Annotated in this window: 19 protein-coding genes; 11 read left to right on the top strand and 8 right to left on the bottom strand. The window is 64.2% G+C overall.

The window, feature by feature from the left end; translation table 11 throughout:
• Position 1 precedes the first annotated feature (1 nt).
• Together NKJ57_RS15245 and NKJ57_RS15240 are read left to right on the top strand one after the other, a co-directional pair.
• A complete protein-coding gene (locus NKJ57_RS15245) occupies positions 2–1,096 on the top strand; it encodes a FecCD family ABC transporter permease (protein ID WP_286438808.1) in 1,095 nt (364 codons plus the stop codon).
• Positions 1,097–1,119: 23 nt separating this feature from the next.
• Positions 1,120–1,908: a heme ABC transporter ATP-binding protein gene (locus tag NKJ57_RS15240; RefSeq protein WP_023707864.1), complete on the top strand. Its 789-nt coding sequence runs from the start codon at positions 1,120–1,122 to the stop codon at positions 1,906–1,908.
• Positions 1,909–2,016: 108 nt separating this feature from the next.
• Here NKJ57_RS15240 and rirA read toward each other — a convergent pair whose 3' ends face one another.
• Positions 2,017–2,478 carry an iron-responsive transcriptional regulator RirA gene (rirA, locus tag NKJ57_RS15235; RefSeq protein WP_023672640.1) on the bottom strand — a complete coding sequence of 154 codons (462 nt, stop codon included), beginning with the start codon at positions 2,476–2,478 and terminating at the stop codon, positions 2,017–2,019.
• A gap of 295 nt (positions 2,479–2,773) precedes the next feature.
• On the opposite strand from rirA, the gene NKJ57_RS15230 reads away from it, so the two are divergent.
• The 3 genes from NKJ57_RS15230 to NKJ57_RS15220 all read left to right on the top strand — a co-directional run bounded on the left by NKJ57_RS15230 (position 2,774) and on the right by NKJ57_RS15220 (position 5,257).
• The gene (locus NKJ57_RS15230) at positions 2,774–4,069 is read left to right on the top strand and encodes a DUF445 domain-containing protein (RefSeq protein WP_023691056.1); all 1,296 of its coding nucleotides are present in this window, start codon (positions 2,774–2,776) and stop codon (positions 4,067–4,069) included.
• A 107-nt stretch (positions 4,070–4,176) separates the two neighbouring features.
• Positions 4,177–4,599, top strand: a complete 423-nt coding sequence (locus tag NKJ57_RS15225; RefSeq protein WP_023672638.1) for a phasin family protein — start codon at positions 4,177–4,179, stop codon at positions 4,597–4,599.
• A gap of 160 nt (positions 4,600–4,759) precedes the next feature.
• Positions 4,760–5,257 carry a MaoC family dehydratase gene (locus NKJ57_RS15220; protein ID WP_023681725.1) on the top strand — a complete coding sequence of 166 codons (498 nt, stop codon included), beginning with the start codon at positions 4,760–4,762 and terminating at the stop codon, positions 5,255–5,257.
• Positions 5,258–5,272: 15 nt separating this feature from the next.
• Here NKJ57_RS15220 and NKJ57_RS15215 read toward each other — a convergent pair whose 3' ends face one another.
• Complete coding sequence (locus NKJ57_RS15215) at positions 5,273–6,742, bottom strand: MFS transporter (protein ID WP_352511756.1); 1,470 nt, start codon at positions 6,740–6,742, stop codon at positions 5,273–5,275.
• A 131-nt stretch (positions 6,743–6,873) separates the two neighbouring features.
• Here NKJ57_RS15215 and NKJ57_RS15210 point away from each other — a divergent pair, with 131 nt between their 5' ends.
• Positions 6,874–7,767, top strand: a complete 894-nt coding sequence (locus tag NKJ57_RS15210) for a LysR family transcriptional regulator (RefSeq protein ID WP_023833811.1) — start codon at positions 6,874–6,876, stop codon at positions 7,765–7,767.
• Positions 7,768–7,771: 4 nt separating this feature from the next.
• Here NKJ57_RS15210 and NKJ57_RS15205 read toward each other — a convergent pair whose 3' ends face one another.
• Positions 7,772–9,190: an aminotransferase-like domain-containing protein gene (locus NKJ57_RS15205; protein ID WP_352511755.1), complete on the bottom strand. Its 1,419-nt coding sequence runs from the start codon at positions 9,188–9,190 to the stop codon at positions 7,772–7,774.
• A 106-nt stretch (positions 9,191–9,296) separates the two neighbouring features.
• On the opposite strand from NKJ57_RS15205, the gene NKJ57_RS15200 reads away from it, so the two are divergent.
• Positions 9,297–10,160 carry a DMT family transporter gene (locus tag NKJ57_RS15200; RefSeq protein ID WP_352573721.1) on the top strand — a complete coding sequence of 288 codons (864 nt, stop codon included), beginning with the start codon at positions 9,297–9,299 and terminating at the stop codon, positions 10,158–10,160.
• A 28-nt stretch (positions 10,161–10,188) separates the two neighbouring features.
• On the opposite strand, the gene NKJ57_RS15195 is transcribed toward NKJ57_RS15200, so the two are convergent.
• Genes NKJ57_RS15195 through NKJ57_RS15185 form a run of 3 tightly spaced genes read right to left on the bottom strand, consistent with a single transcriptional unit; the run spans position 10,189 to position 12,640 of the window.
• Positions 10,189–11,229, bottom strand: coding sequence for a zinc-dependent alcohol dehydrogenase family protein (locus NKJ57_RS15195; protein ID WP_352511752.1), 1,041 nt, complete (start codon positions 11,227–11,229; stop codon positions 10,189–10,191).
• Between the two features lie 33 nt (positions 11,230–11,262).
• On the bottom strand, positions 11,263–11,913 hold the full coding sequence (gene maiA / locus NKJ57_RS15190) for a maleylacetoacetate isomerase (RefSeq protein WP_023688172.1): 651 nt from the start codon (positions 11,911–11,913) through the stop codon (positions 11,263–11,265).
• 4 nt (positions 11,914–11,917) lie between these two features.
• The gene (locus tag NKJ57_RS15185) at positions 11,918–12,640 is read right to left on the bottom strand and encodes a fumarylacetoacetate hydrolase family protein (RefSeq protein WP_352511750.1); all 723 of its coding nucleotides are present in this window, start codon (positions 12,638–12,640) and stop codon (positions 11,918–11,920) included.
• Positions 12,641–12,845: 205 nt separating this feature from the next.
• On the opposite strand from NKJ57_RS15185, the gene NKJ57_RS15180 reads away from it, so the two are divergent.
• Complete coding sequence (locus tag NKJ57_RS15180; protein ID WP_023805428.1) at positions 12,846–13,529, top strand: response regulator; 684 nt, start codon at positions 12,846–12,848, stop codon at positions 13,527–13,529.
• A 123-nt stretch (positions 13,530–13,652) separates the two neighbouring features.
• Here the strand turns inward: NKJ57_RS15180 and NKJ57_RS15175 are convergent, their stop codons facing one another.
• Positions 13,653–14,996 carry an ATP-binding response regulator gene (locus NKJ57_RS15175; protein ID WP_352511749.1) on the bottom strand — a complete coding sequence of 448 codons (1,344 nt, stop codon included), beginning with the start codon at positions 14,994–14,996 and terminating at the stop codon, positions 13,653–13,655.
• Between the two features lie 3 nt (positions 14,997–14,999).
• Positions 15,000–16,091 (bottom strand): FIST N-terminal domain-containing protein, encoded by a 1,092-nt coding sequence (locus NKJ57_RS15170; RefSeq protein WP_352511776.1) that lies wholly within the window; start codon positions 16,089–16,091, stop codon positions 15,000–15,002.
• 342 nt (positions 16,092–16,433) lie between these two features.
• Between NKJ57_RS15170 and NKJ57_RS15165 the strand changes: the two genes are divergently transcribed.
• From NKJ57_RS15165 to NKJ57_RS15155, 3 genes are all read left to right on the top strand, one after another.
• Positions 16,434–16,934, top strand: a complete 501-nt coding sequence (locus NKJ57_RS15165) for a (2Fe-2S)-binding protein (RefSeq protein ID WP_023681712.1) — start codon at positions 16,434–16,436, stop codon at positions 16,932–16,934.
• 122 nt (positions 16,935–17,056) lie between these two features.
• A complete protein-coding gene (locus NKJ57_RS15160) occupies positions 17,057–19,402 on the top strand; it encodes a xanthine dehydrogenase family protein molybdopterin-binding subunit (RefSeq protein WP_023688177.1) in 2,346 nt (781 codons plus the stop codon).
• A 112-nt stretch (positions 19,403–19,514) separates the two neighbouring features.
• On the top strand, positions 19,515–20,312 hold the full coding sequence (locus NKJ57_RS15155) for an FAD binding domain-containing protein (RefSeq protein WP_352511747.1): 798 nt from the start codon (positions 19,515–19,517) through the stop codon (positions 20,310–20,312).
• Positions 20,313–20,412 lie beyond the last annotated feature (100 nt).

Raw genomic sequence — 20,412 nt, 5'->3', positions numbered from 1 at the left:
GATGGTGGATCAGTCGATCGCCGGCGCGGCGGGCAAGGTGGCCGAGGGCGATCGCTCCGGGCGCGCTCGCCTGGTTATTGTGCTCCTGTGTGTGGCGCTTGCCCTTTCGATGTTCCTGTCGCTGAGGACGGGCGCTTCCGATGCATCGGCCGTTGGTGTCATTCGTGACTGGCTGACCGGCGCCATGCCGGACGACGCCGCGCTTGGTGCCCGCGACCGGTTGATCGTCTACGATATCCGCATGCCGCGCGTACTGCTCGGTGTGCTGATCGGGGCGGCACTGGCCGTATCGGGTGCGGTCATGCAAGGCCTGTTTCGCAACCCGCTCGCCGATCCCGGCCTGATCGGCGTTTCCGCCGGGTCGAGCCTCGGCGCGGTCGCCGTCATCGTGCTCGGCACGACGTGGCTGGCGCCGCTCACTCTGGCGCTCGGCGGGCTGGCCTTGCCGCTCGCCGCTTTCTGCGGCGGCCTTGCGGTCACGCTGGTGCTCTACCGCGTCGCCACGCGGCAGGGGCGCACCTCGGTCGCCACCATGCTGCTTGCCGGCATTGCGCTCGCAGCCCTTGCCATGGCGCTGACCGGTATCCTGATTTTCATGGCCGACGACCGGCAGTTGCGCGACCTGACCTTCTGGCAGCTGGGCTCGCTTGGCGGCGCGACCTGGCCGAAGATCGCTTCCGTCGGGCCGATCATCGTGCTGGCGCTTGCGGTAATGCCGTTCCTGGCCAAAGGCCTCAACGCCCTGGCGCTCGGCGAGGCGACGGCCGGACATCTCGGCATCCCGGTACAGCGGCTGAAATACACCGCGATCGTCGGCGTCTCGGCAGCGGTCGGCGCCTCTGTCGCAGTCAGCGGAGGCATCGGTTTTGTCGGCATCGTCGTGCCGCATCTCTTGCGGCTGCTGATCGGTCCGGACAATCGCTATCTCTTGCCGGCATCGGCGCTGCTCGGCGCCTCGATGCTGCTGATCGCCGATGCCGTTGCCCGCGTGGTCGTGGCCCCGGCCGAACTGCCGATCGGCATCGTCACCGCGATCGCCGGCGCACCGTTCTTCCTCTGGATCCTGCTGCGCAAGCGCGGCGTAATCGACTTGTGAGATTTGAAACCTATGAGGCCGGCATGATCGAAGCACGCGATGTCTCGGTAGCGATCGGCGGCAAGCGCATTGTTGCCAATGTCGATTTCGTCGCGCGGCCGGGCGAAATTGCGGCAGTCGTCGGACCCAACGGCTCGGGCAAGACGACGTTTTTGAAGGCGTTGTCGGGCGATCTGGCGTTTGTGGGGACAGTGGCCGTCAACGGGCGCGATCTCACGGCGATGAGGCCGGTGGAGGCCGCCACCGTGCGTGCCGTGCTGCCGCAGGCCGCGACGCTGTCCTTTCCCTTCACGGTGCACGAAGTGGTCAGGCTCGGCCTTATCGGCGGCCGTTCCGGCGTTCTGCCGGGCGAAGATGATCGTCTGCCCGAGCGGGCGCTGGCGCGGGTCGACCTCGACGGCTTTGCCGGCCGCTTCTATCAGGAGCTTTCGGGCGGCGAACAACAGCGTGTGCAGCTGGCGCGCGTGCTGTGCCAGGTCTGGGCGCCGGTGCTGGACGGCAAGCCGCGCTATCTCTATCTCGACGAGCCGGTCTCCAGCCTTGATATCAAGCACCAGCTGATCATCATGAACATCGCCCGCGATTTCGCCCGGCGCGGCGGCGGTGTGATCGCCATCCTGCACGACCTCAATCTGACGGCCATGTATGCCGACCGGATTTTCGTGATGCATCGCGGCCGGCTCGCCGCCGACGGTTCACCGCAGGAGGTGCTGAGCGACGATCTGATCGAAAAGGTGTTCGATTGTCGGCTAAGGGTCGGTGTGTTGCCGGCGGCGAACATGCCGTTTGTCTTGCCGCAGTCAGCCGCCTAAAGCGCGTCGCGTTTGAACGAACTCAGGCGACGCGCTTTAGGTCTTTGTCTTTATGCATGTCGTTGTCTCAAAACCGGGGCCACTTTTGAGCGACATGCACTAGAAAACTCAGGCGGCCGGTGCTCGCTGGACCAGCATGTCGATGCCGAGCAAATGACGCACATTCGGGCGCGCCGCCACCATATCGGCGATGGTGTAGCGGGAGAGTACGGCAAAGAAGGCGTTGAGCGCCTCGCGCAGCGCCGAATTCAGCTGGCAGCTGTCGACCAGCGGGCATTCGGCGGCGTCGTTTTCGAAGCACTCGGCCATGGCGAAGCTCTCTTCGGTCACCCGTACGACGTCGAACAGGCTGATCTGCTCGGCGGGGCGGCCGATCCTCACGCCGCCATTCCTGCCGCGCACCGTCTCGACCAGGCCATGCTCGACCAGCGGCTGCAGGATCTTGAACAGGAAAAGCTCCGACACCGAATAGGCGGCCGCAATCTCGGGGATGCGGCTCAGGCGATCGTTGTTGGCGGCGCAATACATCAGGATGCGCATGGCGTAGTTGGTCTGGCGCGTCAGCCGCATTTAATTCCTCACCCGAGTGCTGGCGCGCTGGAACTGCACCAGATTTTAGATTGTGCTGGTGCGGCTTTCTCACCCGGAGTTTCGGATTCGCCCACACTGGCCTGATCGGAATATGGCCTATACCTTGGAACAATTCCAGACTGGGATTGCATGATAGATGAACATTCTTGTCAACTTTGCGTGCGAAACCGGCAATCCCCGGACGAAATCGGCCCATCCGATCATGCTACGGGCCCAAACACCCCCTAAATAGCCCATGCCAGATAGCCAAGAGATCGATGAGGAGCGGCGTATCATGTCCCAATCGGCTTCGTCCCTGGCGCCTGGCGGTTTTGATGCCGAGACGGGCGCCAAGCTTTTCGCGTTGCGGCGGACAAAGTTCCTCGCCACGGCTGCGCTGGTGCTTTGCGTCGTGGTTTTTGCCGTGGCCAAATCGTCCGAGGCCAAGTATCCGTGGCTGGGCTTCGTGGCGGCCTTCGCCGAGGCGGCGACCATTGGCGGCCTGGCCGACTGGTACGCGGTGGTGGCGCTGTTCAAGCGGCCGCTGGGCCTGCCGATCCCGCACACCGCCATCATCCCAGCGAACCAGAACCGCATCGCCGATAATCTGGGCCGCTTCATCGAGGTCAATTTTCTGGCGCCGGAGCCGGTGCGGGAAAAGCTGGCCGAGGTCGATTTTGCAGCACTCGTCGCCGACTGGCTGACTGACGCCGAACGCTCTGCCGGCCTGTCACGCTTCGTCGTACGGCTGGTCCCGCAGACGCTTGCGGCGATCGAGCAATCCGGCCTGCGCGGCTTCGTCACCAGCCGCATGCTGGAGCAGATCGACAAGGTGCCGCTGGCGCCGCTCGCGGCCGAATTGCTGTCGGCACTGACCGACGACCGCCGCCACCAGAAACTCTTCGACGAATTCACCAGGGTGATCGGCCGGTTCCTGAACGATGAAGAGGCGCTGGCGACCATGCGCGAGAAAATCCGCGAGGAATTGCCGTCGCTGTTCAACCTGTTCAGAGCCGACGCCTATCTGCTGAAGAAGATAGTCGCTTCCGCCGGTTCGCTGCTTGACGAGGTGCGGGCCGACCCCGACCATCCGATGCGCGCCGAATTCGACCGTTTCGCGCACAGCTTCATCGAGCGGCTCAGAACCTCGAAGCAATACGCCAAACGGGCCGAGAAGCTGAAACGCGATTTCCTGGCGCGGCCGGAAGTGAAGTCGCTCGCCGGCGACATGTGGCAGAGCCTCAGCCTGTTCATCGAACAGGACGCCAAGGCGGAGAATTCGATTGTTCGCGCGCATCTCGCCAACATGTTCGTCGAGGTCGGCCGCCATCTCTCAGGCGATCCGCAGATCAGGGCCGACATGAACCAGGGCTTTGTCGTGGCGCTGTCGTCGTTCGTCGAGAGCCAGAAGAGCGGTGTGTCGACATTCATCGCCGACCAGGTCAAGCGCTGGGACCTTGCCCAACTGACGAGGCTGATCGAGATGAACATCGGCAAGGACCTGCAATATATCCGCTTCAACGGCATGATTATCGGCGGATTGGCGGGTATCGTGCTCTACACGGCGGAGAGGCTGTTTCTCGCTGGCTGATGCTGCATTTGCCGCTGAATTGCTTGGGCGTCCGAATGGACACACGGCGCGCGAGTGCTATTGTCCAGAACAGGGTTCAGCATTTGCGACACTGGGGAGCACGAGCAATGGCCAAACAACCCGACTCCGATTCGTTCCTTGACATGTTCAGCCGGTTCGGCCGTGACCTGAAGGTGCCGAATGTCGAGGCGATCCTCGCGCATCATCGCAAGAACCTCGAGGCCCTGGAAAGATCGGCGCGGGCGGGAGCTGCCGGCGCGACCTCATTGTTGTCCAGACAGCGCGAGATGCTGCAGGACACGCTGCGTGAAGTCAGCGACATGGCGCAGAGCTACAAGGCGCCGGGCAATCCCCAGGAACTGATGACAAAACAGGCGGAGTTCGCCAGGAAATCCTTCGAAGCCGCCCTGAAAAATGCCGGCGAAGTGGCCGAGCTGGTCAAGAAATCCGGCACCGAATCGATCGAAATCCTGCGCAGCCGCATCAAGGAAGCGATGGAGGAAATCCGCTCGGGCTATGACAAGAAGTGACTCTCAACGCAACCATGAGAGGAGCGGGCCGGTTGCGGCGCATGAGCATGGACGAGGGACGCTGTTTGGCGGAAAATGGCGGAACGGAATCGCAACGGGCGAATTGACAGGAGCCGTCCGTTCGTGGTCCGAGGCACTGGGAGCCACCGGGAAAGCAGGAATGACGGAACTACGGCCGAAAACGCCGCCGACCTTCGAGCAGTTAAGGGCGATGGCCGGGCAGGAGCTCGGCGTGTCGGAATGGACGACCGTCGACCAGAACCGCATCAACCAGTTTGCCGAATGCACAGGCGACCATCAGTGGATCCACGTCGATCCGGAGCGGGCGAAGCGGCAGAGCCCATTTCGCACCACGATCGCGCATGGCTATCTGACGCTGTCGATCATCGGCGCGCTGGCGCTGGGCATGGGCATCGTCCCCGAAAACACGCAAGCCGCCTTCAATTACGGCTTCGACAAGGTGCGGTTCCTGGCGCCCGTCAGGGTCGGCGCACGCATCCGGCTGCGCACGACGCTGTTGTCGGTGGAGGACAAGGGGCCGGGCCAGTATCTGATGAAGGCCGCCAATACGGTCGAGATCGAGGGCGAACAGAGGCCGGCGCTGACCGCCGAAACGCTGGTCATGCTTTATGAGCGGCGCAAGCGGGCGGGAGCGTAAGCTCCCTATCTTCGGTCATGATGGCTGTTGCCGCACCGACAGCCTGCCGCCGGCGCGGGTCGAGAGCAGTGCCAGCAACAGCGCAGCCACCGCCAGGACCGTTGCCGTCTGAAAGGTAACCTGCATGCCGTGCGCGGCTGCCGCTGAGGTCAGCATGTCCTGGCTTTGCCGTTCTCCCGTCGAGGCAGCCGCAAAAATGGCGCCCATAAGCGATGCGCCGGTGATCAGGCCGAGATTGCGCGACAGATTGAGCAGGCCGGACACCACGCCGCGCTCGCCGGCAGCGACACCGCTCATGACGGCGGCATTGTTGGATGTCTGGAACAGGGCGTACCCGAAGCAGGTGACGGCGATCGGCACGATATAGCTGGCAATGCCGAGTTTTGTTGCGGCGAGCGACAAAAGCAAGGTGCCGTTGACCAGGCCGAATAGTCCGGCGATCATCATCCTGTTGGTACCGAAGCGATCGGTGAGGCGGCCGGCGATAAGTGCCGAGAGCGCGGAGACCAGCGGACCTGTCGACAGGACCACGCCGACCATCGCAGCATTGAGCCCCAGCCCTCGCGACAAATAGAACGGAGCGACCACCAGGGTCGCCATCATCACTGTGGCGACAACGAGGTTCGTGGCGAGGCTGGCGCTGAGCCGGATGTCGTACAACCGGGCAAGCCGGATCAAGGGATTCTTCGCCATCTTCTGCGCGACGCCGAACAGAACGACGCCGATGCCGGCGGCAACCAGCAGGCCGGTGTTGAGGGCGCCGAAATGGCCGTGGCCGAGCGTCATGGCCAGTGCATAGGCGGCGAGCGTCAGGCCTAGCAAGACCGTCCCGATCGCGTCGAACCCGCCTTGAACGCCCGCAGCCTTGCCGCGGGCAGGCAGGGCCAGCCAGGCGAGGGCAAAGGTCAGGAGGCCGAGCGGCACATTGACGAGGAAGAGCGCCCGCCAGCCAAAGCCGGCGATCAGCAAGCCGCCGAGCGAGGGTCCGAGCGTCGTGCCGATCGCCGACATGGCGCCGAGCAGGCCCATGGCGCTGCCGGTTCTCTCCTTGGTCACGGTCTCCGCGACAAAGGCCAGCGTCAACGCCATCATCAGCGCGGCACCCAGCCCTTGCACGGCGCGCGCCGCAATCAGCAGCCAGAGCGTCGGCGCCAGGCCGCAGAGCACCGAGGCCAGTGTGAACAGCGCGATGCCGCCGAGCAGCAACGGCCGGCGGCCAACCATATCGGCCAGCCGGCCGGCGCTGACGATCAGGGCGGTGATGGCGAGCAGATAGGCGAGAACCACCCATTGCACGGACTGGAAGGACGCACCGAACGCCTGCATGAGGGAAGGCAGTCCAACGCTGGCAATGCTGGTTCCAAGCGAGGACAGCAGCGTGGCGAGCGACAGGCTGGCCAATGCCAAGACAGGAGAGTGGGCCAGGCCTGCGGACCGGGTGTTGTGCGGCGCCGATGCGCACTCGTTCTGCTCAGCAATTGCCATGGCGATTTCCTCCTTGTCAGTCCCGCAACCGGACCTGTCGGAGATCTAGTCGTCAGGATGGAATGGCGGAAGGCGCAGCATTTGCATCTTATTCGTGCGCCAAACGCCATGGCATGTGCTACAATCCGCCGATGGCATCGCCCGATCTCAATCTGCTGTTCGCGCTCGACGTTTTGCTCGCCGAAGGCAGCGTGGCGCGCGCCGCCAGCCGGCTACGGCTCAGCCCGTCGGCGATGAGCCGCACGCTGGCGCGGCTGCGGGAAGCGACCGGTGATCCGCTGCTGGTCCGCGCCGGCCGCGGCCTGGTCCCGACGCCGCGCGCGGAGGCATTGCGGCAGCAGGCCGGCCGTGTCGTCCACGATGCGGAAACGCTATTGCGTCCCGCCAGGCTGCTCGATCTGGCAAAGCTGAACCAGATCTTCACGCTGCGCACCAATGAAGGGTTCGTCGAGGAATTCGGGCCGCGTCTTGTCGCCCGCATCCAGGCCGAGGCGCCGGGCGCGCGGCTGCGCTTTAGGCCCAAATCCGACAAGGATGTCGCCTCGCTGCGCGACGCGGACATCGACCTCGAAATCGGCGTTGACGGCGAGGCCGGACCTGAAGTGCTGATACAGGCGCTGTTTCGCGACCGCTTCGTCGGTGCTGTGCGAGCCGGCCACCCTTTGAGTGAAGGCGCGGTAACGCCTGAACGCTACGCGGCCGGCCGCCACATCAGCGTTTCACGGCGGGGTCGGGAAAGAGGGCCGATCGATCAGACTTTGGCGCTGCTCGGCCTGCAGCGAACCGTGGCGTGCATGGTCTCCGGCTTTTCGGCTGCACTCTCCATGGCGCGCGCTTCGGACCTTATTGCCAGCGTGCCCGAACGGCACACGCAAGGCGCACGCGCCGGCATGGTCAGCTTTCTGCTGCCGGTCGCCACGGTGGAGGTCACCATCTCGATGCTCTGGCATCCACGGCTCGATGCCGATCCGGCGCAACGCTGGCTGCGAGATTGCGTTCGGGAGGTCTGCGCGGCCTCCCGCTGAGCCCTCAGCGCGCCATTGCCCCCTTGAGCACCCTGAAAATCCGCTCGTCCTGGCACTGGGCAACGTTGAAGCGCAGGAAGCGGCTGGCGGTTCCCGACAGGCTGAATGCGTTGCCGGGCGCCAATACGATGTTGTCGGCCAGCGCGCGGCGGGCGATTTCGGCTGCGTCCACGCCATCGGGCAGGCCGCACCACAGGAACAGTCCGGCGGGCTGGTCGATCCAGGGCGCGATGCCGATCGCCTTCAGGCGCGCGCTCGTGTCGCCCATGGCGCGGGAAAGGCGCGCGCGCAGCAGATCCATGTGCTTGCGGTAGCTGCCATCCCTAAGCAGCGTCAGCACCAGTTCGGCCGCCAGCCTGCCCCCGCCGAAGGTGGTGGCGATCTTGAGGTCGGTGAGCTGTTCGATCCAGTCGCGGGGTGCGGCGATAAAGCCGCAGCGCACCGAGGCCGACAGCGTCTTGGAGAAGCTGCCGATATGGACGACGCGGTTGAGGCCGTCGAACGCCGCCAGCCGAGGCGCTGGGCTGTGCTCGAAATCGGCGAAGATATCGTCCTCGATGATGGTCAGGTCCGACTGGTCGGCGAGTTTCAGCAGCCGGTGCGCAGTGACCGGCGACAGGATCGCGCCGGTCGGGTTGTGGATGGCGGAATTGGTGATGTAGAGGCGCGGCCTGTGCTCGGCGAGCGCCTGCGCGAACATCTCGATGTCCGGCCCCGATGGCGTGTAGGGCACGCTGACGACCTTGGCGCGGTGGGCGCGCAGCAGTGCGTGGAAATTGAAATAGCAGGGGTCGTCGACCAGCACGGTATCGCCGGGTTCGATCAGGAAGCGGCACAGAAGATCGATGGCCTGCGTGCCCGATTCGGTCAGCATGATCTGTTCGGGCGAGACCTCGATGCCGTGGCCGGCCATGCGCCGCGCGAGCAATTGCCTGAGCGGCGGCAGGCCGAGCGGCGTGCCGTAATCGGCTAGGTCGACATCGTCGGCGCGCGCCACGGTGCGCAGCGCCCGGCGCAAGGCCGATTGCGGCATCCACGAGGCCGGCATCCAGCCGCAGCCTGGTTTCAGCATCTCGTCGCCGGCTTCCAGCGACTGGCGCGAGACCCACAGCGGATCGATGGCGCGATCGAGCCGGGGTCCAATCTCGGCCAGCGACAGTGGCGCCAGCGATCCGGCGGCATAAAAACCCGAACCCGGCCGGGAGCGAATCGCGCCTTCGGCGGCAAGCCGTTCATAAGCTTCGACGACGGTGGATTTCGACACCTGCATGGCCTTGGCGAAGGCGCGGATCGAGGGCAGCCGCGCGCCCGGCGTCAGGCTGCGCGCCGATATCCGCTGGCGGATGGTCGCCATCACAGTTTCGACCAGAGTGGTCGCGAGAACGGTGGGCGCGCCGTCCGCTTCCAAAGCGAGTTCCTTCATCCGTACTGCTCGACCTGCCATTACAGTTTTGCGGAATTGTACTGCATTGTCTCTGGCTGCACCATAGGCACTTGCCCGATAGAGGTCGAAAGCAATGGAGCCTGGAATGGACAAGACCGCGAGCGGCTGGCTGAACGGATTCGTCGGCGTGCTGATCTTCTCAGGCTCGCTGCCGGGGGCGCGCGTCGCCGTGGCGGAGTTCGATCCGACGTTCCTGACCTCGGCCCGCGCCGCGATTGCCGGGCTGCTTGGTCTCGCGATGCTCGTCCTGTTCCAGCAGAAGCGCCCGGCGCGCAGCGATTTTCTGTCGCTGGTGATCGTCGCCCTTGGGGTGGTTGTCGGCTTTCCCTTGCTCACCGCTCTGGCGCTCAAGCACGTCACCTCTGCCAACTCCATCATCTTCGTCGGCCTGCTGCCGCTGGCCACCGCGATCTTCGGCGTGCTGCGCGGTGGCGAGCGTCCGCGCCCGGCCTTCTGGCTGTTTTCCTGCATCGGCAGCGCGCTGGTCGCCGGTTTTGCCCTGATGCAAGGCGTGACGGCCTCACCTGTCGGCGACGGCCTGATGCTGGCCGCCATCATCGTCTGCGGCCTGGGCTATGCCGAGGGGGCGGCATTGTCGCGCAGGCTGGGCGGCTGGCAGGTGATCTGCTGGGCGCTGGCGATCTCGCTGCCGATCATGCTGGTTCTGACGTTCGCGACGCTGCCGTCGTCCTTCGCCGGCGTCGGCTCCGGCGCCTGGATGGGTCTCGCCTATGTCTCGCTGTTCAGCATGCTGATCGGCTTCGTGTTCTGGTACCGCGGCCTCGCCCAAGGCGGCATCGCTGCCGTCGGGCAGTTGCAGCTACTGCAGCCCTTTTTCGGCCTGGCGCTGGCAGCGTCGCTGCTGCACGAGCAGGTCAGTCCGCTGATGATTGTTGTCACGCTCGGCGTGGTGGCCTGCGTGTTCGGGGCGAAGAAATTTGCACGCTAGGAGTTTGGTGGTGGAGGGCGACTCCGCCCTAGAACTTCGTCACCACCCCAATGCCAATCCCCTCGAACCCGCCCATCGCCATCAGCGCCGCAGGCGCCTCATCAAGGCTGATCTTCTTGCCGACCAGCAGTTCGGGCTTGAGCTTGCCGGTGCGGATCATCTCCATCATGGCGGGGTAGCGGTAGGCCTGCATGCCGTGGCTGCCGAGGATTTCGAGCTCGAAGGCGATCACCTTGTCCATCGGCACTTGCGGGCGGGCATGTTCGCCCAGCATCAGGCCGACCTGCACGTGGCGGCCGCGCCGGCGCAGATTGGCAATCGAGTTGAACGATGTCGTGGGGTGGCCGAGCGCGTCCATCGACATATGCGCGCCGCCATTGGTGATCTGCTTGACCGCCTTGACCACGTTCGGCGTGGTCGAGGCGTTGATGGTCGCCACGGCGCCGATCTTTTTGGCCAATTCCAGTTTCTCGTCGGTGAGGTCGATGGCGATGACATTGGCGCCCATGGAACTGGCGATCATGATCGCCGACAGGCCGACGCCGCCGCAGCCATGCACCGCCACCCATTCGCCCGGCGTCACCCGGCCCTGGTCGACAATGGCGCGAAACGAGGTGACGAAGCGGCATCCGAGGCTGGCGGCGGTGGCGAACTCCATCTCCTCGGGCAGGCGCACGAGATTGGTGTCGGCATGCTCGATGGCGACATATTCGGCAAACGAGCCCCAGGCGGTGAAACCGGGCTGCGTCTGATGCTCGCAGACCTGATGATTGCCCGAATTGCATTCGAAGCAGCGGCCGCAGCCGACGCAGAATGGAACGGTAACGCGTTCGCCGGCCTTCCAGCGGGTCACCTGCTTGCCGACGGCGACGACGATGCCGGCCAGTTCATGGCCCGGCACATGCGGCAGCGTGATGCCGTTATCATGACCCATCCAGCCATGCCAGTCGCTGCGGCACAGCCCCGTCGCCTCGACCTTGATGACGACGCCATCGGCGGCCGGCTTCGGATCCGGCACGGTCTGGATCGTCGGCGCTTGGCCGAATTTCTCGAAGACGACGGCTTTCATCGGGTGGTCCTCATGCTCTGCGCCAGTGCGCTTCTATTCCGCATCTATCTGATTCTCCGGTGCTGCCTTCTGAAAGGCCGGCAGCGCCATGCAGGCGGCGTGGATGCGCGAGATCTCGGGGTAGGGTGTCAGGTCGACGCCGAAGCGGGCGTTGCTGGCGATCTGGGCGACCAGGCAGATGTCGGCGAGGCCCGGTGCGTCGCCATGGCAAAATGTGCCGGTCTCATCCGATGAAGCCAGAATCTTTTCAAGCGGCTGGAACCCTTCGTTCACCCAGTGGCGAAACCAGTGGATGACATCCTGGTCGCCGGCGCCGAACAAAGTGCGCAGCGAGGTCAGCACCCGCAGATTGTTCACCGGGTGGATGTCGCAGGCGATCATCTGCGCCAGCATTCGCACACGCGCCCGGCCGAGCGCGTCCTTCGGCAACAGCGGCGGTTCGGGATGGGTCTCGTCGAGATATTCGATGATCGCCAGCGACTGCGTCAAAAGCGTGCCGTCGCCCAGGATCAGCGCCGGCACCAGCCCCTGCGGATTGACCGCCAGGTAAGCCGGCTCCAGATGGTCGCCATGACGCAGATGATGCGGCACGTAATCGTAGGTCAGGCCCTTCATCTCGAGCGCAATGCGTGCGCGATAGGAGGTGGAGGAGCGATAATAGTTATGGAGGACCAGATCGCTCATCGGATCACGGCTTGTCGGTGGAATTTTGGCCGATGGGATCTTGGCCGATGGTGATCTCGATGGTGCCGATGCTGTCGACACCGCCGGTCACCGTCTGTCCCGGCGCTACCGCGCCGACGCCGGCCGGCGTGCCGGTGAAGATCAGGTCGCCCGGTTGTAGTACAACCGCACCGCTGCAGATCGAAACGATATCTGCGATCGGCCAGATCAGTTCGGCGAGGTCGCCCTCCTGCTTCACCGCGCCGTCGACGGCGAGCCAAATGCGGCCCTTTTGCGGATGGCCGGATTTGGCGGCCGGCACCAGCGGACCGCAGGGCGCCGAGCGGTCGAAGGCCTTCGACCAGTCCCACGGCCGCGCCGCTTTCTTGGCCTCGTCCTGCAGGTCGCGGCGAGTGAGGTCGATACCGGCGCCGTAGCCCCAGACATGGTCGAGGGCTTCGGCGCGGGGGATGCGGAAGCCGGCCTTGCCGATCGCCGCCACCAGCTCGATCTCATGGTGCAGGTTCTTGGTCAGCGGCGGGTAGGGGATCGTGGTGCCGGAATCGACCACCGCATCGGCCGGCTTGGTGAAAAAGAAGGGCGGGTCGCGCTCGTCATTGCCGAGTTCGCGGGCGTGCGCGGCGTAGTTGCGGCCGACGCAGAAGATGCGGCGCACCGCAAAGCGCTCGGCAGAGCCTTGTATGGCGACCGATGGTGTTGCGGGCAAGGGAAGGACGAAGTCTGTCATGCGGGGTCTCTGCTTCAACTGGGGCACATTTGACCGATTTGAACCGCCGGGCAAGGCAGGAGCCTCCGCAAAAGCATCGGCTGCGCCTTGATTGTCGGATAAAGTCGGCTTCGCCTCCGGGGGTTAAGATGGCGATAGACTATTTGCCAATAAGCTGGCCATACCAGCGGGAGTATCGTGCCCACGGAGAACTGAAACGAACACCATGACCGCAATCAACGATCGCGCCCGGTTTCTGATCATCGACGACCATCCGCTGTTTCGCGAGGCGCTGCACAGCGCCGTGCAGATGGCGTACCCGGAAGTCGACACGGTGGAGGCGCGCTCGATCGCCGAAGCGCTCGATCTTCTGGGTGGGATAAAGCCATTCGATCTGGCGCTGCTCGATCTCAACATGCCCGATGTCCATGGCTTTGAGGGGTTGCTGCAGCTCAGGACCCGCCATCCGCGGCTGCCGGTGGTCGTCGTCTCGGGTTATGAGGAGCCGAAGATCATTTCCGAGGCACTGTCCTATGGCGCTGCCGGCTTCATCCCGAAATCGGCGCGCAAGAGCGATCTCGCCGCCGCCATCCGCTCGGTGATGGAGGGCGCGATCTATGTGCCGGAGACATATGAGGGACAGCCACCCGACGCCGACAGCGCCGACCGCGCCGATATGGTGCAGCGGCTGGCCAAACTGACGCCGCAGCAGCTGCGCGTGCTGCAGATGCTGCGCCAGGGCCTGCTCAACAAGCAGATTGCCTACGAGCTGCAGGTCGGCGAGACCACGGTGAAGGCGCACGTCTCGGAGATCCTGCGGAAACTAAACGTCTACAGCCGCACTCAAGCGGTGATCGAGGTGTCGAAGCTGGACAATGCGGAGCTGTTTCGCGATCAGGCCGGGTTTTGATCTTTACCCTCCCCCTTGTGGGGAGGGTCGATCCGCGAAGCGGAGCGGGGTGGGGGAGCTTGGCGCTGCACCCCGCCCCGGCGCTGCGCGCCGACCCTCCCCATCGAGGGGAGGGTATGGGGCTCAAGCCAGCAGATGCGCCAGCAGCGCCCTTAGCTGCGCCGGCTTTAGCGGCTTGCGCATCAGTTCGATGCCGGCGCCGCGGGCGGCTTTGGCGACGGCCTCCGATCCGTCGGCGGTGACGATCAGCGCCGGCACGGCGCGGCCGAGATAATCGCGGACTTCGGCGATGGTGGCGGTGCCGAGGTCGCCGTCGTCGAGATGCTGGTCGGCAATGACGATGTCGGGCACCCAGTCGGTGTCGCCAAGCAGGCTGACCGCAGCCTCGGTCGAGGTCGCGGCGCGGACCAGGCACTGCCAGCGCTCGAGCAGGAAAGTCATCGCCTGCAGCACGTCGGCGTCGTTTTCGACCAGCAGCACCTTGGTGCCGAACAGGCCGTAGCCGCGCGGCCGCTCCATTTCGGCAAGGCTGGCGATGGCGTCGGCGCTGGCGCCGATGCCGACCGGCACGTCGATGTGGAAGATGGTGCCGCGCCCAACCCTCGAGGAGAACGTCACGGGATGACCGAGCGCGGCGGCCATGCGCCGCACGATGGCAAGGCCCAGCCCCAGCCCGCCGCCGGAAATTCCGGTATCGGCCGGAATGGCGGAGCCGCGATGGAATTCCTCGAACACCGCCTCGCGCTGGTCGTCGGGAATGCCGCAGCCGGTGTCGGCGACATCGATGCGGATGGTGTCGCCGCGATGCCTGGTGCCGACCAGCACGCCGCCCGAGCGGGTATAGCGCAGCGCATTGGACAGGATGTTTTGCAGGATGCGGCGCAAGAGCGTGCGGTCCGAACGCACCACGGCGCTGACCGGGCGGAATTTCAGTGTCAGCCCCTTCAGCTTGGCAACCGGCTTGAAATCCGAGCGCAGCGACGAAAACAACGTCTCCAGATTGACGTCGCCAATGTCGGGCTGGACCACGCCGGCGTCGAGCTTGGAAATGTCGAGCAGCGTGCGCAACAGGTCTTCCATCGTCTCCAGCGAGCGCTCGACCTGACGGACGAGTTTCTTGCCCTCGTCGCTGGTCTGCACTTCGGCCAGTGCCGAGACCGAGAGGTGGGCGGCGTTCAGCGGCTGCAGCACGTCATGGCTGGCGGCGGCCAGGAACCTGGTCTTGGACAGGTTCGCCAGCTCGGCGTTTTCCTTGGCGGCGCTGAGGTCGATGTTCGACTGTTCCAGCCGGCGCAAGGTCGAGTGCAGTTCCTCGGTGCGCATGCGCACCCGGTTTTCCAGTGAAATTGCAGTCTGGAACAGCGAGAAGGCATTGCCCTGCTGGTCCATCGAGCGCTCGACGCGGCTGACCAGAGCGGCGTTGATCTTCTTCAGCCTGTCGACGTCGTTGATGTCCCTGAGCGGCATGGGCTATTCCGCCGCCTGGCGTTCGCCGAAAGCGATGCCGGTGAAGGTTTGGTTCAGATGCATCGAACGGTACTGTTCGCCATAGGTGCCGAAGCCGATGACATTGTTGACCCGGTAGAGCTCCGAAATGTCGCGGAAGACTTGGCGGTTGCGCGCATCGAGCCGGCGCAGCACGCAATCGAAGCCGAGGATCATGTCGATGCCGCCGAGCCGTTGCTCGACGTCGCGCAGTGCGGCGCGCGTCGATTCCACCATGTCCTTGGGCTGGGCGATGGACAGCACGACGCCGTCGTCTATGGCGCAAAAGAAAGACAGGGAACCGTCGGCATGCATCTTCTGGATCGAGCGGCAGTAATATTCGCCGCCCACTTTCACCACCACCGGGTGCGAGGCGAAGCTCATCGGCGTCAGGTTCTGCGCAACGATGCCGACCGAGGCTGCATATTCCTCAGCCGCGTTGGTGGCGTTGAATTCGCGCACGGTGCGGTGGTCTGGATCGGATGCCGTCACCACCAGCTTCTCGTCGGTTGGGATGAAATTGTCGGTCTTGAAGACATGGAACGGTATCTCGGTGGCGACCAGCACAATGATGGCGCTGTCGGACGCAACCTTGCCGTTTGAAATCAGCCTTGTGGTTTCGAATTTCAAATCGTCGCCCGCCGAACCGCCGATCAGCGGGATGTCGTCGAGCCCCCAATGGATGGCCGAGGTCACCGCTTCCTCTGCAAAGGACAGCCCGTCGATGAAGCAGAGCGCGAAAGTGCTTTTGGCATGGCAACTGCCGGTGCGTCCGCGCAGCAACCGCCGCAAGCCCTCGACTTCATCAGTGATCCTGTCCATTCCCGACGAGGAGAGATTGTCGACCATGGTGCTGACCGCCGAAAACGACGCGGAGGGAAAGAGCAGCGCCAGCACATGGCCTTCCTCCAGGCCCTGGGGGGTAATCTCGCCGGCGGTCGAGCAGGCGGCGTAGGCCAGCGTCGGCGCGTGGGTCTTCAGCCCTTGCGAAAGGACGCTCGCGTCAAACAGGCTCTGGGAGAAGAACAGCAGGGCAAAGCCGGCATCGATGGCTGCGGCCTCGACGGCGACCGCCAGGGCGAATGCATCGGCGTCGGGCTCGTCGGTGGTGAGCGCCGACAGACCGGATGCATAGCTCGTCCGTGAACTGGCCAGAGGCTTCCTCCCGATATCCTCCGACGCTTCCTGCGCGCGCCCGTTTTTATGTCTCTCGGCGCGCTGGCGTCGAGGGCATTGTTGCCCCCTATTCGCTCTTTAGCAATGGGGCGGACAGGCCCATGATTTTCGTTTTCTCCATGACCGAAAGTACAATGAGCGCCGTGTGTTTTTTGCGCTTTGTGCAGTGTACCAATAGCGCATGGCCGAGCGCCAAAGCCGCATCGGCAGCATGACTACCAAGGTCATACCCAGGGAGGATGCATGTCGGACGTTTCGTTTGTCGTGAACGGAAAACGGATCAGCGGCGCTGCCGAGGACCGAACGCTTCTGGTTCATTTCCTGCGCGAAAATCTTGGTCTCACCGGAACGCATGTCGGTTGTGACACCTCTCAATGCGGCGCCTGCGTCGTGCATGTCGACGGCAAGGCGGTGAAGTCCTGTTCGATGCTGGCCGTGCAGGCCTCCGGGTCGACCGTGGTGACGATCGAAGGGCTTGCCAATGGCGGCGACCTGCATCCGATGCAGGCCGCGTTCAAGGAACATCATGGGCTGCAATGCGGCTTCTGCACGCCGGGCATGATCATGACGGCGACCGACATGATCGCGCGCCATCCCGAAGGCCTTGACGAGGCGACGGTGCGCGCCGAGCTCGAAGGCAACATCTGCCGCTGCACCGGCTACCACAACATCGTCAAGGCGATCCTCGCCGCATCGCAGACGATGGCGAAGGTGCCGAAGGGCAGGGCGAAACAGGCAGCGTAAGAAAGAAGCGAATAGCGAATAGGGAGTAGCGAGTAGTCGGTTTAGCCGAACCGCTCCGAGCACAATTCCTACTCACTAATCACTATTCGCCACTCACTATTCGCTATTCCGGAGGAATTCCTATGGGCATTGAAGGTATCGGCGCTCGGGTCGTGCGCAAGGAAGACAAACGCTTCATCACCGGCGCCGGCCGCTATGTCGACGACATGGTGGTTCCCGGCATGAAGCATGCCGCTTTCGTGCGCAGCCCGCACGCGCATGCTCAGATCAAGAAGATCGACGTCAGACGAGCGCAGGCGATGCCCGGCGTCATCGGCGTCTTGACCGGCAAGGAGCTCAAGGCCGACGGCATCGGCAACCTGATCTGCGGCTGGATGATCCATTCCAAGGACGGCTCGCCGATGAAGATGGGCGCGTGGTCGCCGCTGGCCGTCGACAAGGTGCGCTATGTCGGCGACGCGGTCGTCATCGTGGTGGCGGAAACCAAGGGCCAGGCCCGCGACGCGGCCGAAGCGGTCGAGATCACCTACAAGGAATTGAAGGCGGTGGTCGATGCCACCAAGGCGCTGCAAAAAGGTGCGCCGCAGGTCCATGCCGAAGCCGAGGACAATCTTATCTTCGACTGGGAGATCGGCGATGCCAAGGCGACCGACGCGGCGATCCAGGCGGCGGCCCATGTCACCCGCATGAAGATCGTCAACAACCGGCTGGTTCCCAACGCCATGGAGCCGCGCGCGGCCCTTGGCCATTACGACAAGGCCGAGGACCATTTTACCTGCTGGACGACGTCGCAGAACCCGCATGTCGCGCGGCTAGTGATGAGCGCCTTCTACAATGTCGCGCCGGAAAACAAGCTGCGCGTCATTGCGCCCGATGTCGGCGGCGGCTTCGGCTCGAAGATCTACATCTATCCCGAAGAGATCGTCTGCCTGTGGGCGTCCAAGAAAACCGGCGTCCCGGTCAAATGGGTCGCCGACCGCACCGAAAGCTTCCTCACCGACGCACATGGCCGCGACCATGTCTCGACGGTCGAAATGGCGTTCGACAAGAACAACAAGATCACCGGCTTCAAAGTCGACACCATCGCCAATCTCGGCGCCTACATGTCGCTGTTCTCGTCTTGCGTGCCGACCTATCTCTACGCGACGCTGCTGTCGGGCCAGTACAACATCCCGACGATCCACGCCAATGTGCGCACCGTCTACACCAACACGGCACCCGTCGATGCCTATCGCGGGGCAGGGCGGCCGGAAGCCACGTATCTGCTCGAACGGACAATGGAGACCGCCGCGCGTGAACTCGGGGTCTCTCCGGCGGAGTTGCGGCGCATCAATTTCATCACCGAGTTTCCGCACCAGACGCCGGTCATCATGAACTATGACGCCGGCGACTATGGAGCTTCACTCGATGCGGCGACACAGGCGTCCGACTATGCCGGCTTTGCCAAGCGCAAAGCGGCGGCCGCCAGCCAGGGCAGACTGCGCGGCATCGGCATGAGCTGTTACATCGAGGCCTGCGGCATCGCGCCGTCGGCGGCGGTCGGCTCGCTCGGCGCCGGCGTCGGCCTGTGGGAATCGGCCGAAGTGCGGGTCAATGCCGTCGGCACGATCGAGGTGCTGACCGGCTCGCACAGTCATGGCCAGGGCCATGAGACGACCTTCGCGCAACTCGTCAACCAGCGTTTTGGCGTGCCACTGGACTCGGTGTCGATCGTCCATGGCGACACCGACAAGGTGCAGATGGGTATGGGCACCTACGGTTCGCGCTCGGGCGCGGTCGGCATGTCGGCAATCGCCAAGGCGCTCGACAAGGTCGAGGCCAAGGCCAAGAAAATCGCCGCCCATCTGCTCGAGGCCGACGAGGGCGACATCGTCATCGAGAATGGCGAGGTCAAGGTTGCCGGCACCGACAAGAGCCTGCCCTGGTTCCAGGTGGCGCTTGCCGCCTACACCGCCCACAATCTGCCGGCAGGCATGGAGCCGGGACTGAAGGAAACCGCCTTCTACGATCCGGCGAACTTCACTTTCCCAGCCGGCTGCTACATCTGCGAGGTCGAGATCGATCCGGAAACCGGCACGACCGAGATCGTCCAGTTCGTCGCCGCGGACGATTTCGGCAACATCATCAACCCGATGATCGTCGAGGGCCAGGTGCATGGCGGCATCGCCCAGGGCATCGGCCAGGCGCTGCTGGAAGGCGCTCACTATGACGATAGCGGGCAGCTTTTGACGGCGAGCTACATGGACTACACCATGCCCCGCGCGGACGACCTGCCGTCATTCAAGGTGTCGACCTCGAACACGCCGTGTCCGAGCAATCCGCTCGGCATCAAGGGCTGTGGCGAGGCCGGCGCCATCGGCTCGCCGCCAGCGGTCATCAACGCCATCACCGACGCTTTGGGGATTGTGGACATCGCCATGCCGGCCTCGCCGTCGACGGTGTGGGCGGCGATTAGGGCGAAGAAATGAGTGAGTAGGGAGTAGTGAGTAGGGAATTGGCATTACCGGAGATGACAGCGTCCTTATTCCCTACTCCCTACTCACTACTCACTACTGCCTAACCACTTCAGGGGAGGATCCCATGTACGCAGTCAACTACCACCGCGCCGCCTCGGTCGTCGACGCCGCCAAGCTGGTGAAGAGCGGCGACGCCACGCTTTTGTCAGGCGGCATGACGCTGATCCCGGCGATGAAGACGCGGCTCGCCGCACCGTCCGACCTGATCGACCTGTCGCGGATCAGGGAGCTGCAAGGCGTCAAGGTGTCGGGCAAGACCGTCACCATCGGCGCCGCCACAACCCATTACGACGTCGCCAATGACGAGAAGCTGCGGAAGGCCTGTCCGGCGCTTGCGCACCTTGCGTCGCTGATTGGCGATCCGGCGGTGCGCCACAAGGGCACGATCGGCGGCTCGGTCGCCAACAACGACCCAGCCGCCGATTATCCGGCGGCGCTCTTGGCGCTGGGCGCCACCATCGTCACCAACAAGCGCGAGATTTCAGCCGCGAAATTCTTCACCGGCCTGTTCGAAACGGCGCTGAAAGAAGGCGAGATCATCACCGCGGTGAGTTTTACCGCGCCGGCCAAGGCTGCTTACGAAAAATTCCGCAACCCGGCCTCGCGCTATGCGATTGTCGGCGTGTTCGTGGCCAAGGGCAAGGACGGGGTCAGCGTTGCCGTTACCGGTGCCGGCGATGACGGCGTGTTCCGCTCGAAGGAGATCGAAGCCGCACTGGCGAAAAATTTTGCCGCATCGGCGCTCGACGGCGTGAAAGTGCCGGCGAAGAATTTGATGACCGACCTCCACGCTTCGGCCGAATACCGTGCCAATTTGATCGCCGTGATGGCGAAGCGCGCGGTGGCGGCAGCCAACGCCTGACATCATAAGCTACTGACAAGGAAAGGGGCCATCGCGGCCCCTTTGTTCGTCTGCGGCGGGCTGTAACTGCCAGGCCTTGCGGGTTCGCTGCCACGCGCAA

Source organism: Mesorhizobium sp. M0077, from assembly GCF_040322955.1.
GTDB lineage: Bacteria > Pseudomonadota > Alphaproteobacteria > Rhizobiales > Rhizobiaceae > Mesorhizobium.
Note: the sequence above shows the minus strand (reverse complement) of the source record. Positions and strands in the feature narration are given on the sequence as shown.

Excerpts from the sequence above, each read along its gene's own strand:
- NKJ57_RS15245 (WP_286438808.1), top strand. The coding sequence starts at position 2 with ATGGTGGATCAGTCGATCGCCGGCGCGGCGGGCAAGGTGGCCGAGGGC.
- NKJ57_RS15240 (WP_023707864.1), top strand. The coding sequence starts at position 1,120 with ATGATCGAAGCACGCGATGTCTCGGTAGCGATCGGCGGCAAGCGCATT.
- rirA (WP_023672640.1), bottom strand. The coding sequence starts at position 2,478 with ATGCGGCTGACGCGCCAGACCAACTACGCCATGCGCATCCTGATGTAT.
- NKJ57_RS15230 (WP_023691056.1), top strand. The coding sequence starts at position 2,774 with ATGTCCCAATCGGCTTCGTCCCTGGCGCCTGGCGGTTTTGATGCCGAG.
- NKJ57_RS15225 (WP_023672638.1), top strand. The coding sequence starts at position 4,177 with ATGGCCAAACAACCCGACTCCGATTCGTTCCTTGACATGTTCAGCCGG.
- NKJ57_RS15220 (WP_023681725.1), top strand. The coding sequence starts at position 4,760 with ATGACGGAACTACGGCCGAAAACGCCGCCGACCTTCGAGCAGTTAAGG.
- NKJ57_RS15215 (WP_352511756.1), bottom strand. The coding sequence starts at position 6,742 with ATGGCAATTGCTGAGCAGAACGAGTGCGCATCGGCGCCGCACAACACC.
- NKJ57_RS15210 (WP_023833811.1), top strand. The coding sequence starts at position 6,874 with ATGGCATCGCCCGATCTCAATCTGCTGTTCGCGCTCGACGTTTTGCTC.
- NKJ57_RS15205 (WP_352511755.1), bottom strand. The coding sequence starts at position 9,190 with ATGAAGGAACTCGCTTTGGAAGCGGACGGCGCGCCCACCGTTCTCGCG.
- NKJ57_RS15200 (WP_352573721.1), top strand. The coding sequence starts at position 9,297 with ATGGACAAGACCGCGAGCGGCTGGCTGAACGGATTCGTCGGCGTGCTG.
- NKJ57_RS15195 (WP_352511752.1), bottom strand. The coding sequence starts at position 11,229 with ATGAAAGCCGTCGTCTTCGAGAAATTCGGCCAAGCGCCGACGATCCAG.
- maiA (WP_023688172.1), bottom strand. The coding sequence starts at position 11,913 with ATGAGCGATCTGGTCCTCCATAACTATTATCGCTCCTCCACCTCCTAT.
- NKJ57_RS15185 (WP_352511750.1), bottom strand. The coding sequence starts at position 12,640 with ATGACAGACTTCGTCCTTCCCTTGCCCGCAACACCATCGGTCGCCATA.
- NKJ57_RS15180 (WP_023805428.1), top strand. The coding sequence starts at position 12,846 with ATGACCGCAATCAACGATCGCGCCCGGTTTCTGATCATCGACGACCAT.
- NKJ57_RS15175 (WP_352511749.1), bottom strand. The coding sequence starts at position 14,996 with ATGCCGCTCAGGGACATCAACGACGTCGACAGGCTGAAGAAGATCAAC.
- NKJ57_RS15165 (WP_023681712.1), top strand. The coding sequence starts at position 16,434 with ATGTCGGACGTTTCGTTTGTCGTGAACGGAAAACGGATCAGCGGCGCT.
- NKJ57_RS15160 (WP_023688177.1), top strand. The coding sequence starts at position 17,057 with ATGGGCATTGAAGGTATCGGCGCTCGGGTCGTGCGCAAGGAAGACAAA.
- NKJ57_RS15155 (WP_352511747.1), top strand. The coding sequence starts at position 19,515 with ATGTACGCAGTCAACTACCACCGCGCCGCCTCGGTCGTCGACGCCGCC.